Source organism: Weissella koreensis KACC 15510 (genome assembly GCF_000219805.1).
Lineage (GTDB): Bacteria > Bacillota > Bacilli > Lactobacillales > Lactobacillaceae > Weissella > Weissella koreensis.
On the sequence record NC_015759.1, the window covers coordinates 656,343 to 670,846 of the forward strand.

A 14,504-nucleotide genomic window follows, 5' to 3' on the forward strand; every position below is an offset into this window, starting at 1 on the left:
AAGGGAGGAACCGTCGAATGTCCCTAATTGAATTATCCAATATCAAAGTTGATTTTAAACAATCCAATCAAGTCATTACTGCAGTGCAGAATGTTAACTTAAAAGTTGAACGAGGCCAAATTTTTGGAATTGTAGGTTATTCGGGCGCTGGTAAATCAACATTAGTACGGACAATCAACCTATTACAACGGCCAACCCATGGTTCAGTAAAGATCAACGATATCGAAATGACTAGCTTATCGCCAGTTGAGCTTCGTTTAAAACGTCAAAAAATCGGTATGATTTTCCAACACTTTAACCTTTTAGAAGAGATGACCGTTAAACAAAATATTTTACATCCACTTAAACGTTCAAAACAAACTACCAATCAAAAAGAAAGCAAAGCCAAGCAACTCTTAGAATTAGTAGGATTAACTGATCAAGCAAACGCCTATCCGCACCAACTTTCAGGTGGTCAAAAACAACGAGTCGCGATCGCTCGGGCTTTAGTAAATGATCCTGATATTTTAATTTCTGATGAATCAACTTCAGCCCTAGACCCTAAAACTACTCAACAGATTTTAGAACTCCTGAATCATTTAAATTTGACTTTACATCTAACTATTTTAGTAATCACTCATGAAATGCAAGTAATTGAAGCCTTAGCTGACCAAGTCGCTATCATGGAACACGGTCAAATAATTGAACAAGGATCAGTCCAAAATGTTTTTAATCAACCTAAACAAGCTTTGACTCAAGAATTTATTACCTTGTCACAAGGTTTTTCAATTCAAAAACCGCAATACAACTAGAAAGGTGACTTTTGTATGCAAAATTGGTTTAATCTTCATGTTCAAAACATTACAGTGCTCGGTTGGGGTGGTGATACTGGTTTTGGCACTGCTTTATGGGAAACTTTATACATGACTTTAGGATCTGCACTGATTGGTGGCATTTTAGGTCTTGCCTTCGGTTTAAGTTTAGTTTTAACAGCACCAAAGGGTTTAAATCCCCATCCCCGTTTGTTTAAGTTACTGGATTTATTAGTTTCCATAGGCCGAGCAATTCCTTTCATCATCATGGTCGTCGTAATTTCACCTTTGACCCAATTAATAACCCATACCACGATTGGGCCAACCGCAGCCCTCATTCCTTTAGCATTTGGAATTTTTCCATTTTTTGCCCGTCAAGTTCAAGTTGTATTATTAAGTATTGATTCCGGTAAAATCGAAGCGGCTAATTCCTATGGTGCAACCCATTTTGATATAATTTGGGATGTCTATCTACGAGAAGGACGAGCAGAACTAATTCGAATTAGTACCGTTTCTTTAATTTCACTTGTTGGTCTAACCGCAATGGCCGGAGTAATTGGCGCTGGAGGCTTAGGAACCACTGCAATCGTAACTGGTTATCAACGTTTCCAGCCCGACGTGATGTGGTTAGCTACTTTAATGTTATTAACGTTAATTTTAATCATTCAGTTTATTGGTGATTGGTTGGCTAAACATTTACAACATTAGTTTAATAAGTCATCGTATTATTTAAATATGATGACTTTTTATTTTTAAAAATAGGCATTAAAAAGAGATTAGGATTGAAACGTCCTAATCTCTATCTCAAATTTTTTAATCAGTCTTAAATTATTCTATTAATCAAAAACTAATGATTAGTCATATAATCAACAAACCGATTCAAATATTGCGGATCATTAATCCGTGCATTACACTCCGCATTATTACGGCAAATTAAATTTACCCGCTTAGTGTAATTACCGGAAGCTCCGCGTGCTTTAAGTTTTACTGAAAACATTGAAACAGTACTCAACTCATGGCAGATTGCGCACAAACCATTCAACGGTTTAGGATCCATATCGCCATACAGACCAATATAACGTTGATTTTGCGGCATAATTAAATATTTCTTTTGATTCCCATAGTCATCCCAACCCCAATAAGTTTGTTGGTATCGGTCTGTTTCCCAATTACTAGGATATTGAACTTTTTTTTGCTTTTTAAAGAGTTTATCTATTTGTTTCTCATCCATCTCTGGGAAAGGTTGAACTAAACTTTTCAACCCTTGCAAAGCCTTATCTGCACGTTCATGTGTACAGTCTTTCGCTAAGATAATTTCTAATAGCTTTTCTACAACTGCTTCAGTTTTGATTCCCATTTCATCTAACAACTTAATCAAATCTAGTTGTAAGACACCTATAACTTTACTATCATTAACTGATTTATAAGCGCTAATGACATGGTGAACTTCTTGACTAATTTGCACAAATTGAAATGGTTGTAATTGTTTTTCTTTTTCCATAATTCCTCACGTGATTAACGTGATTTAGGGCCTGGCGTAGACATAATTAATGTCATTTTACCCTTCAGAGTCCATTCCGCTACCGTAGCTGGCATCACAAAACTAGTTGCTAACTCCAACGGATAACTTTGACCATCAACAATGACTGTTCCTGAACCCGCGATCACTGTATATTGTGCATAAGGAGCCTGTTTAACGATATATGCTTCACCATCTAACTCATCCTTATACACATTAAAGTACGGTGCTTCCACCATAGTAGTTTCTTGTAACGCCCCCATTTGGAGCGTTCTTTGCGCGGGGCTTTCCGCCTTAAATGGAACAGTCGTGACATTTTTAGCATCTTCCAGATGCAAATCTCGTAATTCGCCAGTCTTCTTATCAGGACGATCAAAATCATACACTCGATAAGTTACGTCCGAACTCTGTTGCGTTTCAAGTGCCAAGACACCAGTTCCTAAGGCATGCAAAGTTCCAGATGGAACATAGAAAAAGTCACCCGCATGAACTGGAACTTTTTGCAAAAGATGTTCCCAATCAGCTTGATCAATCATTTGATTAAATTCAGCTTGTGTTTGAGCCTTATGACCATAATAAATCTCAGCGCCCGGTTTAGCTGCCAAAATATACCACGATTCAGTCTTACCCAATTCACCATTATTATGTTCAGCAGCATAATCATCACCAGGATGAACTTGAACTGACAAATCTTGATGAGCATCTAAAAACTTCACTAAAAGGGGGTAAGGACGATTAACATCATTATTTTCGAATAATTCAGGATGAGTTTGCCAAACTTCAGCTAATGTTTTACCAGCTAAAGGGCCACGGGAAATCGGTGAAACACCATTTTGATGGCCTGAAATAATCCAAGCCTCTCCCGTTGTATCACTTGGGATAGGTAAATCGAAAACATCTTTTAATGCCGTTCCGCCCCATATTTTTTCATGTAAAACTGGTGTTAAAAATAATGGCTCTGTCATATCAATTTCCCCTTCCTCGTTTTCCAATAAAACAACATTACCCCCCTCAATCCAACCTTGGCTGCCTATTTCATACCAGTCATTTTTAGAAGGATCATGGACAATCTGAGTTAATAAAACGTCCAACCCAGCCATTAAAACATTCTTATGACTTCCATACGGTTTTGAGTAAACTGGAACTTGTTTCGTTTGATTACTAGCAAACAATCGGCCTCTTTTTTGAAGCGGTTGAGGATCCCAATCATAATGTTCAAATTTATTGCTAGTAGTGGCTTTAAAAGGGACTTGATTTGTTAAAATTTGATCATTAGCTTGTGCTCCTTTTTTGATCGTCATTAACTTACGATCATAAAGAATCCACCTGGAATCACCCAATTGATGCCAAAAAAGTCCTTTTGTAGTTGACAGACGTTTAATCACCGGCCAAGTACCTATAGTTAACGACTCTGATAGCATACTGTTTAAGTCAGGCTTTGCATAAGTTGGTGTAGGAGACTGGATTTCTACTTGATAATTAGTCAAGGCTTCAATTTGCGCAACATTCCCTTGGCGGTAATAGATCGTAACCCTTTGTAATTGATCCGTAAAAAAACCTTCCAAGCTTCCATCGATATGATCAATAACATAATCATTAATGGTTTGTGGCTGCAATCGAAATGGCTTACCTAAATCACCCTCGATAATTTGTGCAGGTGCTAAATTTTTATTAGTACCTTGTTCTTTGGTATAAACCCAAATCGGCACTCCTTTTAACGCTAATCCCATGAATCAAACCTCCCCTACTAAATATGACTAATTATCCTCAACGGCAATATCAACAAATTCACTATGGACAAATTTGGCTATATCCTCAGCTTTCACCCGGATGGAACGACCAACTTCACCCGCAGATAAAATTATTTCTCCAGCCTGTTGTGCTCGAATGTCAAAGTAGATTGGGAATTTCTTAGTTTGCCATATACCAACTGGATTATTAGCTCCGTGTACATACCCAGTAGTCTTTTGTAAGTCTTTGGTTGGAATCATATCTGTTCGTTTATTACCAGAAATGGCGGCTAATTTTTTCTCACTTAAATGCATATCAATTGGCACAATTCCAATCAAAGGACCTGTTACATTTCCTTGTAATGCGAGCGTTTTATAGATATCATGTTCATTAATTTGATACTTTTCCAGTTCATCAGTCGATCGATCCATGCCATGACTAAAAATAATTGACTCATATGGTATATCTGCTTTATCCAATATTTGTTCTATTAAAATTTTTTTAATTCTATCCTTTTTAGCCATAAAACACATCGGCCCCCTATTCGTATTATTCCTTATTACTATTATACCTGATCATTGATAATTAGAAGATTTTTTATAAAAACTTATAGATTTATATTAAATTTGATAATTATGACTCACTAGCTACATCACCATCAATTTCTATCAGCTGCATGCAAATAATCTTATAAATTACAGCTTGTATAGCCATTTGTTGAAAATCTGGAACTCCAAACGCTGCCTGCTGAAACTGTACAACGGGATTTTTAATATCTAATCCCGCCAAAGCATGATTGAAACGTTCCACAAAATTGTCATAAGCCACCTGGGTATTTTCTTTATTTGAGCCAAGTTGCTTAGCGACTCCCTTTTTGACCGTATCTAAAGGAAAAACCACCTTCATAATACTGATCAAAATAATTTCGACCAATTGTTGCCTTTGATATTTTTTCTTAATAGGACGTTGAACCATATCATTTTTAACATAACTATTAATCATCGCTTTTGTGATTGTGGTTTGTAAAATTGGCGTAAAAATTTTATTCACCTCAGTCACTACTTGATCCATATATAAGTCCAAATCGGGTAAAGAATCCCAAGTTGGAATTTGTTGGCGCTGTAAATTTTCTAACCATCGTTTATATTCGATTGATTCCATCTTGCATTTACCTCATCGCTCATCTTTTGTAAGTGTAATTATGGCACAAAAAACATATTTTGTCATCTTACGTAATGTTCAATTCTACATAACCTTGACTTTGGTTCTATCAAACTTTTATAATAGCAATATCTTAACAGAGAGGAACTTTACTATGAAATTAGATATTACAAACCATAAAACCGTTATTTATGAAATATGGAACGCGATCACTCACGGTATCGCTTTAATTATTAGTTTAATATTAATAGTATCTCTAATTCAACGTGGAAACCTACACCATTTACCATTCTATCAAATGACCAGTTTATGGGTATACAGCGGAACTTTACTACTTTTATATTTAGCTTCCACTTTATTTCACTGCTTAGCATTTACTTCAGCCTATCGCTTTTTTCAAATTTTTGATCACAGTAATATATTTTTATTAATTGCTGGAACCTATACTCCTTACTGCTTAATTACTCTAAATAATCAAAAAGGATTTATTTTATTAATTTTAATTTGGATTTTAGCTATCAGTGGAATTTTAAATCACGTATTAAGTCATGGTCGTCATCAAAAAATTGAAACCACCTTTTACATCATCATGGGTTGGCTATGCTTATTAACTGGAAAAGAATTATACCAAAATTTATCAACTACAGGATTTTGGTTATTAGTATCTGGCGGTCTTGTCTTTACTATAGGTGCATTTATTTATAGTTTTTCAAAAATACCCGGACTTCATTTAATTTGGCATTTCTTTGTCATGGCTGGAACCTGGTTAATGTTCTTCTCAATATATTTCAATATTTAATCAAAATAGCCAGCATAAAATAACATTATTTATCACACATATAATTGAACAACAAAAAAGCGTTTAGGATTTACATCCTAAACGCTTTTATTGTATAACCATAATTTAATTAATTAAAATTAAACCAATGGTGACCACTTCCAGTCAGTGAATTCTTCGATATCACGACCTTCGTTACGAGTAACTTCGAAGTGCTTTGCCAAAATAGCATCCATCTTCTCGAAGAAGACATCAGCCTTATCAGATGCAACAACTCCATTTTCAAGCAATGCTGAAACAGCATCCTTGGCTTGGTGGAATCGATCCAATTCTGAGTAGACACGCATATCGTAAGTAGTAGTGATGTCACCATCTTCACGGTATCCGTGAACATGAAGTCCAAGATGTCCGCGCTCGTAGAAGAATGATTGGATCAAATCTTCATAACCGTGGAATCCAAAGACAACAGGTGTTCCTGACTCACCGAAGAACTTAGTGAATTCTTCATCAGTCAATGAACGTTCTGAGTTCATGGCACCATTCTTGTTTTGCAAACGCATTAATTCAACAACGTTGACATAACGCATTGCAACTTCAGGGAATGCTTCGTTAACAAGGTGCAAAGCAGCCAAAGTTTCGATTGTTGGTTCAACACCAGCAGATGCGAAGACGATGTCAGCCTTACCTTGTGGAGCAGTAGAAGCCCAGTCAACAACCATCAAACCTTCGTTAGCAAGAGTTTCAGCTTCAGAAACTGAGAACCATTGTTGACGAGGTTGCTTTGATGCAACCACGTGGTTAACCTTGTGACGTTCAGTGAAGGCACGGTCAAAGACGGCCAACAATGAGTTACCATCAGCTGGCAAGTATTGACGGATAAAGTCTGCTTTCTTTTCTGCCAAGTGAGTCAACATACCAGGATCTTGGTGTGTGTAACCGTTGTGGTCTTGTTGGAAAACAGTTGAAGTTGAAATCAAGTTCAATGATGGGTAATCATTACGCCATGATTGTTCTGAAGCATGACGCAACCACTTGAAGTGTTGAGTAATCATTGAGTCCACGACACGCAAGAATGATTCGTATGATGCGAATACTCCAACACGTCCAGTCAATGTGTAAGCTTCAAGCCAACCTTCAGCTTGGTGCTCTGAAAGTTGTGAATCAAGAATACGTCCTTCAGGAGCTTGATGTTGGTCATAAGGTTCGTTGATTGGTTCCATCCATTGACGGTTCGTCATCTTGAACATATCCCATAGACGATTTGACATCGTCTCATCAGGTCCGAAGATACGGAATGAAGTAGGATTCATCTTAGCAACTTCAGCGAAGAAGCCTGACAAAACGTTCATATCCATATTACGGTTTCCATCAGCTAATTCAGTTCCGCGGTTGTCCGCATTAACATCGTTAGCAAACTTCTTCCAGTCTGGCAATTCCAAGTTCTTTGCAGCTTCACCACGGTGACGTCCACCGTTAGTGATAGGGTTAGCAGCCATACGCTTGTCACCCTTAGGTGCCATTGCAGCTACTTCATCCTTCAAAGTTCCATCAGCATTGAACAATTCGGCTGGCTTGTATGAATTCAACCATTCTTCGAATTGTGGCAATGTTGCCATCTTCTTTTGTGAAAGGTTCAATGGAACTTGGTGCGCACGGAATGAACCTTCGATTGGTTCTCCAGCTTCATTGTGCGTAGGTCCACCCCAACCCTTTGGCAAGCGAGCGATGATTACTGGCCATGCGGCAACAGTTCCATCTTCATACTTTCCGTTTTCACGGGCATCCTTTTGAATTGCTTGGATATCTTCGATAGCTTGGTCAAGAACCTTAGCAGCCATCTTGTGATATGCAGCATAGTCACGAATATCATCATTTTCAATGAAACGAGGTGAGTATCCAAGACCTTCAAAGAACTTAGTAATTTCTTCGTCTGACATACGTGAGAACAAAGTTGGGTTTGAAATCTTGAATCCGTTCAAATCCAAGATAGGCAAAACAGCCCCATCATTCTTTGGGTTGATAAACTTAATTGAGTGCCATGCAGTCATTGCAGGACCAGTTTCAGCTTCACCATCACCAACAACAGCAAATGCGATTTGGTCAGGATTGTCCAAAATTGCACCAGTTGCGTGTGACAATGAGTATCCAAGTTCTCCACCTTCGTGAAGAGATCCTGGAGTTTGAGCGGTCATGTGTGATCCAATTCCACCAGGGAATGAGAACTTCTTGAACAACTTTGCCATACCATCAATATCTTGAGTAATCTCAGGATAATTTTCAGTGTAAGTTCCATCCAAGTATGAGTTCGTAACCATAACTTGTCCACCGTGACCAGGTCCACCAACGTAGAACATGTTCAAGTTGTACTTGTTAATCAAACGATTTGCATGTGCATACAAGAAAGTTTGACCTGAGATAGTTCCCCAGTGTCCGATAGGCTTAACCTTAACGTCATCAGCAACGATTGGTGTATCAGTAACTGAGAACAATGGGTTGCTCTTCAAAAAGATCATACCGGCTGAAAGATAGTTGGTAGCGCGCCACCAAGCATCAACTTTAGCAAGGTATTCTTGTGAATCAAAATCTACTGCCATTTTGATTAAATCTCCTTTATAGGTTTGAGAATTGTAATTCCAACTTAGGACCATCCCTAAGAATATGTTCATAATAACATCAATTTAACAGTTTTTCAATCATTATTCTTCAATTGGACCGTTCCAATTCAGTTAAATTTTAAATTGTTTTTATGTTTTTAACCTGCTATGATACATAAAACCACTTTAAATTGATCCCGTGAGATCAATAAGGATATAAATTAAAGCAATCGGTGGTCCCATAGTATCCTGTACTGCGGGGCCTTTATTTTGCTCAATTTACTCAACTAAGAGGTGTCTGATTTTGAAGGAGGAAATTATGCAAAAGTCATTTGGAACAGTTCACCCAATTCCCCAAGTTGCTCGCTATTCGAATAAATGGGATATGTTTGCCACATGGGTCGGTGCTAATGCTAATAATGGAACTTGGTATATTGGGGGGGTGATCGCTGCTGCCGGAATGTATACCGCATCTACTGCCTTGATTGTAGCTGGAATATTATCGTATACTCTACTAGCCTTTTCTAGTTTAATGGGATATCACACCGGCTTATCCGCGATGACATTAACCCGAGCTTCCTTTGGGATTCGTGGTTCATTTCTACCGTCTATAATTAATATTGTCCAATTCATTGGCTGGGCTGCTGCAAATACTTTCATTGCGGCAATCTCTGTCTCAACTATCTTTCATACTATTCTAGGCTGGCCCAGCTATGGTCAACCTGGTGGTCAATGGGGCTTAATTATTGGAATTATAATTATGTCTATTTTGCATTTAATATCCATTTCACTGGGCGAAAAATCAGTTCGCTTAATTGAAAGAATTGGAATTATTTTGGTCATCATATTCGTAGTCTGGGAATCAATTGTCGTCTTTAAAACCGTTTCTCTACATGCCATTTTTGCTTGGCAACCACCCAAGCATATGCAAATTAGTTCGGGAGCTGCGATTGACATCTTAGCAGCTTTCAACTTAGCTTGGGTTACCGCTGGTTCTGATTTTTCTAGATTCAGTAAATCTAAACATGGAGCGACTTCAATGGCCTTCTTGGGCGCCAATATTGGATTATTCTGGTTTGCTTTTATTGGTTTAACTGCCACAATTGCTACAGCTATCGCGCTCAATAACTACGATCCCAATTATTCTGACCCTTCTACGATTGCCATGCGACTGGGGCTTGGAACCTTGGCTTTGATTGTTATTATGATCACTTCAACTACTGCCAATGCAGTTAATTTAATGGCGGCTGGGTCTGCGCTTACTAATATTTGGCATAAATTAAGTTTGAAAGCATCTCTTTTAATTGTCACCCTCACAGCGACTTTGGTTTCATTTATTCCCCTCTTTGTCGCTAGTTTCTTGACCGACTTTATTGCCTTTTTGGACTTAATTGGAATGGTATTGGGCCCTGAAATTGCCATTTTCCTAGTTGATTACTTCCTAATTAGAAAAGGAAATTACCAAATTTCTGAATTTACGAAGATTAATGGTCAGTATTGGTACAATGGCGGCATTAATTGGCGCGCCATTGGTTCTTGGATATTTGGCCTTCTAGCTTATTGGGGGCTTGGTTACATTGCTTTAATTAAAGAAACAATTGGTGCTACTTTTGTCGCCATGCTACTAACAGCAATTGTATATTTAATACTCGCCTGGCCTAATAGAAATAAGTATAACAATCATTAATATTAATTAAATTCAAAAAATTAAAAGGCGTCTTCAACAGCTGTAATGCTGCTGGAGACGCCTTTTGCTTACGTATAATTACTCACCGTCCATTGAGATAAACGAATTGTAATGCATATATTTATAATGTACTCGCATCGTACCATATTCAAATGGCGTACCATCATCAAGAAAATAAATTCCGGCCATAATTCCAACCGGCTCATTAACATTTAGGTCAAGCATTTGTTGGTCAAATTCATTTGAAGGCTCCACCGTAACTGTCACAAATGACTTGGAAACCGATTTTTTAGTCGCCTTTTCTGCATAGTGAAACATGGAATATTTAAAATCCTCTTTGCTAGCTAGCGGAATTAATTTCACTGGAATTAAAGCATTCTCAATCATGAAATAGGTATTCCCTAACGTTCTTAATCGTTGAACTTCCCAGACTTCTTCACCAGGTTCTAAGAATAAAGCCATTCTGGTTTCTTCGTCAGCTTCATGAACTTGAGCCGATAACAAATGGATAGCTGGCGTTTCACCATGATGACGGAACGAATCTGAAACTCCCAGATTAGAACCAACTGATCGAAACATCGATTTATTTTTTAAATATAACGGATTAACAAAAGTTCCTGAACCACGTTTCTTAAAAATAATTCCTTGCCCTACTAAACCACTAACAGCACGTTTGATTGAACTACGGGATACGCCATACTCTAACGCCAAAGAACGCTCATCGGGCAATTTTAATGCCGAAAATTGTTCCGCATCGATTCTCTTTTGTAAATCTGCCATGATGCGAACATAGATTGCTTCTTGCGTCATTTTTTGCCTCTCCTCATTGTTTTTAATAATTAATTTTAACATAAAAAGTGGTTGGACCAAATAATTTTGGCCCAACCACTTATTAATAATTTTATCGTTTGCGTAATAAGCGCGTAAGTACGGCAGAAATAAATACTATGAAAGCCGCAACATAAAATGCAGTCTGAATCCCACTTAATTCAGCTAATTTGTAACTAACGCCTTGATGTCTTTGACTAAGGCTAACCAAGCTATACAAAGTAATCAAGGCTGCTGTTCCAAATGAAGCAGATACTTGACGAACAGTTGTAAAGGCGGCCGAAGCATCAGGCATTAATTCAAGTGGTACAGCATTAAATGCTTCCGTTTGAATTGGCATTGTAACTAAGACCAAACCAACCTGACGAATTAGTTGACCTAATACTGGTACCCAAAGTGGTGTGTGCATCCCCAAATTGGCCAATAATAATGTTCCAATTAATGTAATCGTCAATCCAATTGGCGCCAACATTCTAGCACCATAACGGTCATATAATTTTCCAGATGTTGGTGACAAAAGGGCTGTCACAATCGCTCCCGGCATCAAAACCATCCCTGAAACCATCGCTGATTGTCCACGAACTGATTGTAAGTAAAGTGGCAACATTAATGCTCCACCATATAACGCTGTCATCAAAACAACGTTAATAATCACTGCCACCCAAAAATTATGGTATGAAAATACTCGTAAGTTTAAAAGCGGAACCTTCGTATGCGTTTGTTGATAAACAAAGGCAAACGTAGTCACAATACCAACTAATCCATACGCCCAAACATTAGGACTCGTCCAATTTCCAGTCCCCGCATTAGAAAATCCATACAATAGCGTTCCTAATCCAATAGATGACAAAACTACTCCAGTAAAGTCAAATTTCAAGAACTTTTGTTCTCCAACGTTTTTCAAGCGTACCATGGCAAAGATCAAATCAATGATCATTAATGGTGCTAATCCCAAGAACAACCATCGCCAAGAAACAAATGACACAATTGCTCCAGATAGCGTTGGTCCAATCGTAGGAGCAAAATTCAAGGCCAGTCCGATCATCCCCATCGCTGCTCCTCGACGGTCGCTAGAGAATAAATTCATTACTACTACGTTCATCAAAGGTCCAAAGACCCCTCCACCCATGGCTTGAACCATTCGGCCAAGAATCAAAACTCCGTAATTGGGTGCAAAACCTGCAATAATCGTTCCGACCGTAAACATGGCCATGGCCGTCAAATAAAGTTGGCGTGTTTTAAAACGTTGAATCAAGAAGGCCGTCAATGGAACCATCACACCATTAACCAACATATATCCGTTGGTCATCCATTGTCCTAGCGAAGTATCAATGTTGAATTCTCGCATAATACTAGGCAAAGCCGTATTCATTAAGGTTTGGTTCAAAAAACTCAAGAATACCCCGGCCATTAAAATATATAACGCTCCTCGTTGGCGTGTTGTTAAATCTTGCATAATCATCCTTCCCTAAAAGTACACTAAACTCGTAAACGAGCTAACACTGTTACTACAATTCTAATTAAAAAGCTCAAAATCGTTAGTGCAAAAAAATAATAAACAACTTGTTTGGCTGCAAATTGCCAATATTGAAATCCTGTGGTTTTAAAAAGCCAACTACAAATTAAACTAACAATAGTCAGTAACCCTAAATATAATAGCATTCCTGTTTGAGCTCCAGCCCAATCGGCTTTACTCAAATCAATTCCAAAAAATAAAGTTAAAAATAAATATCCCCAGATAATCCCTTGCAAAAAAGAAGGTGATCCTGTTGGTGACCCTGTCAACAAGCTGGGCCATAACCAACGAGTAACAAAATACATACTCAAACTGATCCCAAAGATTGGGGCAATTCCGATAAAAAAGTTTCCTAATGTTTGATACCAATTATGTGGATCATATGTATGCTCTACATAACCTAAAGTTCCCTGGGCATCAGCTGGCTGCAAAAATGATATCGATTTAATTTTATGACCAAATATAATTGCTACCACAGCATGTGATAATTCATGAACAATAATACCTAGCCAAGCCCACCAAATTTTATGACCAAAAAGATTGCTACTAATAGCCATATTTTTTGATATCAGCCAGCTTGCACAAACTGGAACTAAGAAATTTACACCTAAAACTAAAACCCACAAGCCTAACACTGGGTGTGCCAACATCATTTCTTGCCAAATCATGTTTAATTCCTCCCTTATTTTTAATGATCGGAAGGACCGGATTCATTTTTAGCAAATGTTATTTGCCCACTAACACTATCTAGGACCCCTTGAAACAATTCTTTCACCATATAATCATTAGAATTAAATCCAGCTGGTAGTTTAATATCTGAAAATTTAACCATCTCATAGCCATATGCTTCTAATTTTTTAAACTTATTTTCAGCAGTCAAAAGGACGGCCGGCGTTGATGTTATTAGCGTATCTTCCAATATAATTAAAAATTGTTCAATTGCACCCGCTAGTTTTAAATCACCATTAAAAGTTAGATCTAAAACATTTCCTACAATCCAACCATCTGATTCATCATCTGACATTAAAACGCCTAATTCCACCATAGCATGACCCTGAACGTTTCCATTCATTGTCATCACTATTTCAATATTACTATACTTTCGTACACGTTTTTTTCGTGCATTTTTGATACGTTTTAATAATATTGGCCAATCTAAGGGCCGATTAACACGCAATATTTCCTCAATCTGCTCGTTATCATTTGGCTGAGCAAATCTATATTCCAAAGTATTGTTAATCTCAGCTGATTCAACCACATTAAGATTTAAGCGATCTAATATGTAACCATGCGCTTCTAGATATTTCATCATTGCTATATCTTGTTTTTTTAACTCATCCGAACGATTTGGTAAGCGTAATAATGCATCTAAAACCTCAATTGTATAAGTAGCTGGCATTATTTTATAATTTGGTTTTTGATTTTTATGAAGATCTTCCATCACAGCTAGTTGAAATCCAGTGTAAGCCTCATATTCCTCATAACTTAATAAATCTAAGGTAATAATTCCATCAGAAAAGAGCATTACATCATCCCCAACACCGGGTTTGAAATTTAAATTCCCCATAATTTCAATGATTTTATGAGTATCATACATCCATTTTACATCAATCACCAATGGGATCATCACTGCATCAAAATCCAGATGTGACAGCAATTCAACTGAAGCAGTTCCAACAACTATAGGTTCTATTTCATATTGATTTAATACCATCACGATCTTTCTAAAGTGATTATATTTATATTGATCCATTGCAAGACCTCCATTCTTTTACATTTAACTTGGCACACAGCATTTTTTACAATTCCATTGTTTGACGTTCAGATTAATAAAGTCTATTAAATAAAACTTTTATAGTATGCTGATTTTTTATCTCAGACCAAAAACAAAAGGCCGGG

General features: G+C 37.5%; 13 protein-coding genes and 1 pseudogene. 4 read left to right on the plus strand and 10 right to left on the minus strand.

Annotation, left to right across the window (positions count from 1 at the left end; translation table 11 throughout):
• The first annotated feature begins 17 nt into the window (after positions 1-17).
• Positions 18-791 (plus strand): methionine ABC transporter ATP-binding protein, encoded by a 774-nt coding sequence (locus WKK_RS03210; RefSeq protein WP_013989433.1) that lies wholly within the window; start codon positions 18-20, stop codon positions 789-791.
• A gap of 15 nt (positions 792-806) precedes the next feature.
• On the plus strand, positions 807-1,499 hold the full coding sequence (locus WKK_RS03215) for a methionine ABC transporter permease (protein WP_013989434.1): 693 nt from the start codon (positions 807-809) through the stop codon (positions 1,497-1,499).
• A 139-nt stretch (positions 1,500-1,638) separates the two neighbouring features.
• Here the strand turns inward: WKK_RS03215 and WKK_RS03220 are convergent, their stop codons facing one another.
• From WKK_RS03220 to WKK_RS03235, 5 genes and pseudogenes are all read right to left on the minus strand, one after another.
• Positions 1,639-2,292 (minus strand): FusB/FusC family EF-G-binding protein, encoded by a 654-nt coding sequence (locus WKK_RS03220; protein ID WP_013989435.1) that lies wholly within the window; start codon positions 2,290-2,292, stop codon positions 1,639-1,641.
• Between the two features lie 14 nt (positions 2,293-2,306).
• Positions 2,307-3,275: a mannose-6-phosphate isomerase, class I gene (manA, locus tag WKK_RS07255; protein ID WP_038241330.1), complete on the minus strand. Its 969-nt coding sequence runs from the start codon at positions 3,273-3,275 to the stop codon at positions 2,307-2,309.
• A 561-nt stretch (positions 3,276-3,836) separates the two neighbouring features.
• Positions 3,837-4,040: pseudogene (locus tag WKK_RS07260) on the minus strand (MucBP domain-containing protein); the annotation flags it as partial.
• Positions 4,041-4,067: 27 nt separating this feature from the next.
• Positions 4,068-4,565: an aminoacyl-tRNA deacylase gene (locus tag WKK_RS03230; RefSeq protein ID WP_013989437.1), complete on the minus strand. Its 498-nt coding sequence runs from the start codon at positions 4,563-4,565 to the stop codon at positions 4,068-4,070.
• A 109-nt stretch (positions 4,566-4,674) separates the two neighbouring features.
• Entirely contained in the window at positions 4,675-5,202 is a 528-nt protein-coding gene (locus WKK_RS03235; RefSeq protein WP_006846083.1) for a DUF1836 domain-containing protein, read from the minus strand.
• Positions 5,203-5,356: 154 nt separating this feature from the next.
• Here WKK_RS03235 and trhA point away from each other — a divergent pair, with 154 nt between their 5' ends.
• Positions 5,357-6,001 (plus strand): PAQR family membrane homeostasis protein TrhA, encoded by a 645-nt coding sequence (gene trhA / locus WKK_RS03240; RefSeq protein ID WP_013989438.1) that lies wholly within the window; start codon positions 5,357-5,359, stop codon positions 5,999-6,001.
• 119 nt (positions 6,002-6,120) lie between these two features.
• Here the strand turns inward: trhA and WKK_RS03245 are convergent, their stop codons facing one another.
• Positions 6,121-8,574: a phosphoketolase family protein gene (locus WKK_RS03245; protein ID WP_013989439.1), complete on the minus strand. Its 2,454-nt coding sequence runs from the start codon at positions 8,572-8,574 to the stop codon at positions 6,121-6,123.
• Between the two features lie 319 nt (positions 8,575-8,893).
• Between WKK_RS03245 and WKK_RS03250 the strand changes: the two genes are divergently transcribed.
• Positions 8,894-10,261 carry a cytosine permease gene (locus WKK_RS03250; protein ID WP_013989440.1) on the plus strand — a complete coding sequence of 456 codons (1,368 nt, stop codon included), beginning with the start codon at positions 8,894-8,896 and terminating at the stop codon, positions 10,259-10,261.
• 78 nt (positions 10,262-10,339) lie between these two features.
• Here the strand turns inward: WKK_RS03250 and WKK_RS03255 are convergent, their stop codons facing one another.
• The 4 genes from WKK_RS03255 to WKK_RS03270 all read right to left on the minus strand — a co-directional run bounded on the left by WKK_RS03255 (position 10,340) and on the right by WKK_RS03270 (position 14,358).
• Positions 10,340-11,071, minus strand: a complete 732-nt coding sequence (locus WKK_RS03255) for a GntR family transcriptional regulator (RefSeq protein ID WP_006846088.1) — start codon at positions 11,069-11,071, stop codon at positions 10,340-10,342.
• 91 nt (positions 11,072-11,162) lie between these two features.
• Positions 11,163-12,545, minus strand: a complete 1,383-nt coding sequence (locus tag WKK_RS03260) for an MDR family MFS transporter (protein ID WP_013989441.1) — start codon at positions 12,543-12,545, stop codon at positions 11,163-11,165.
• Between the two features lie 23 nt (positions 12,546-12,568).
• Positions 12,569-13,273 carry a hypothetical protein gene (locus tag WKK_RS03265; protein ID WP_013989442.1) on the minus strand — a complete coding sequence of 235 codons (705 nt, stop codon included), beginning with the start codon at positions 13,271-13,273 and terminating at the stop codon, positions 12,569-12,571.
• 20 nt (positions 13,274-13,293) lie between these two features.
• Positions 13,294-14,358 carry a hypothetical protein gene (locus tag WKK_RS03270; protein WP_013989443.1) on the minus strand — a complete coding sequence of 355 codons (1,065 nt, stop codon included), beginning with the start codon at positions 14,356-14,358 and terminating at the stop codon, positions 13,294-13,296.
• Between the last annotated feature and the right edge of the window lie 146 nt (positions 14,359-14,504).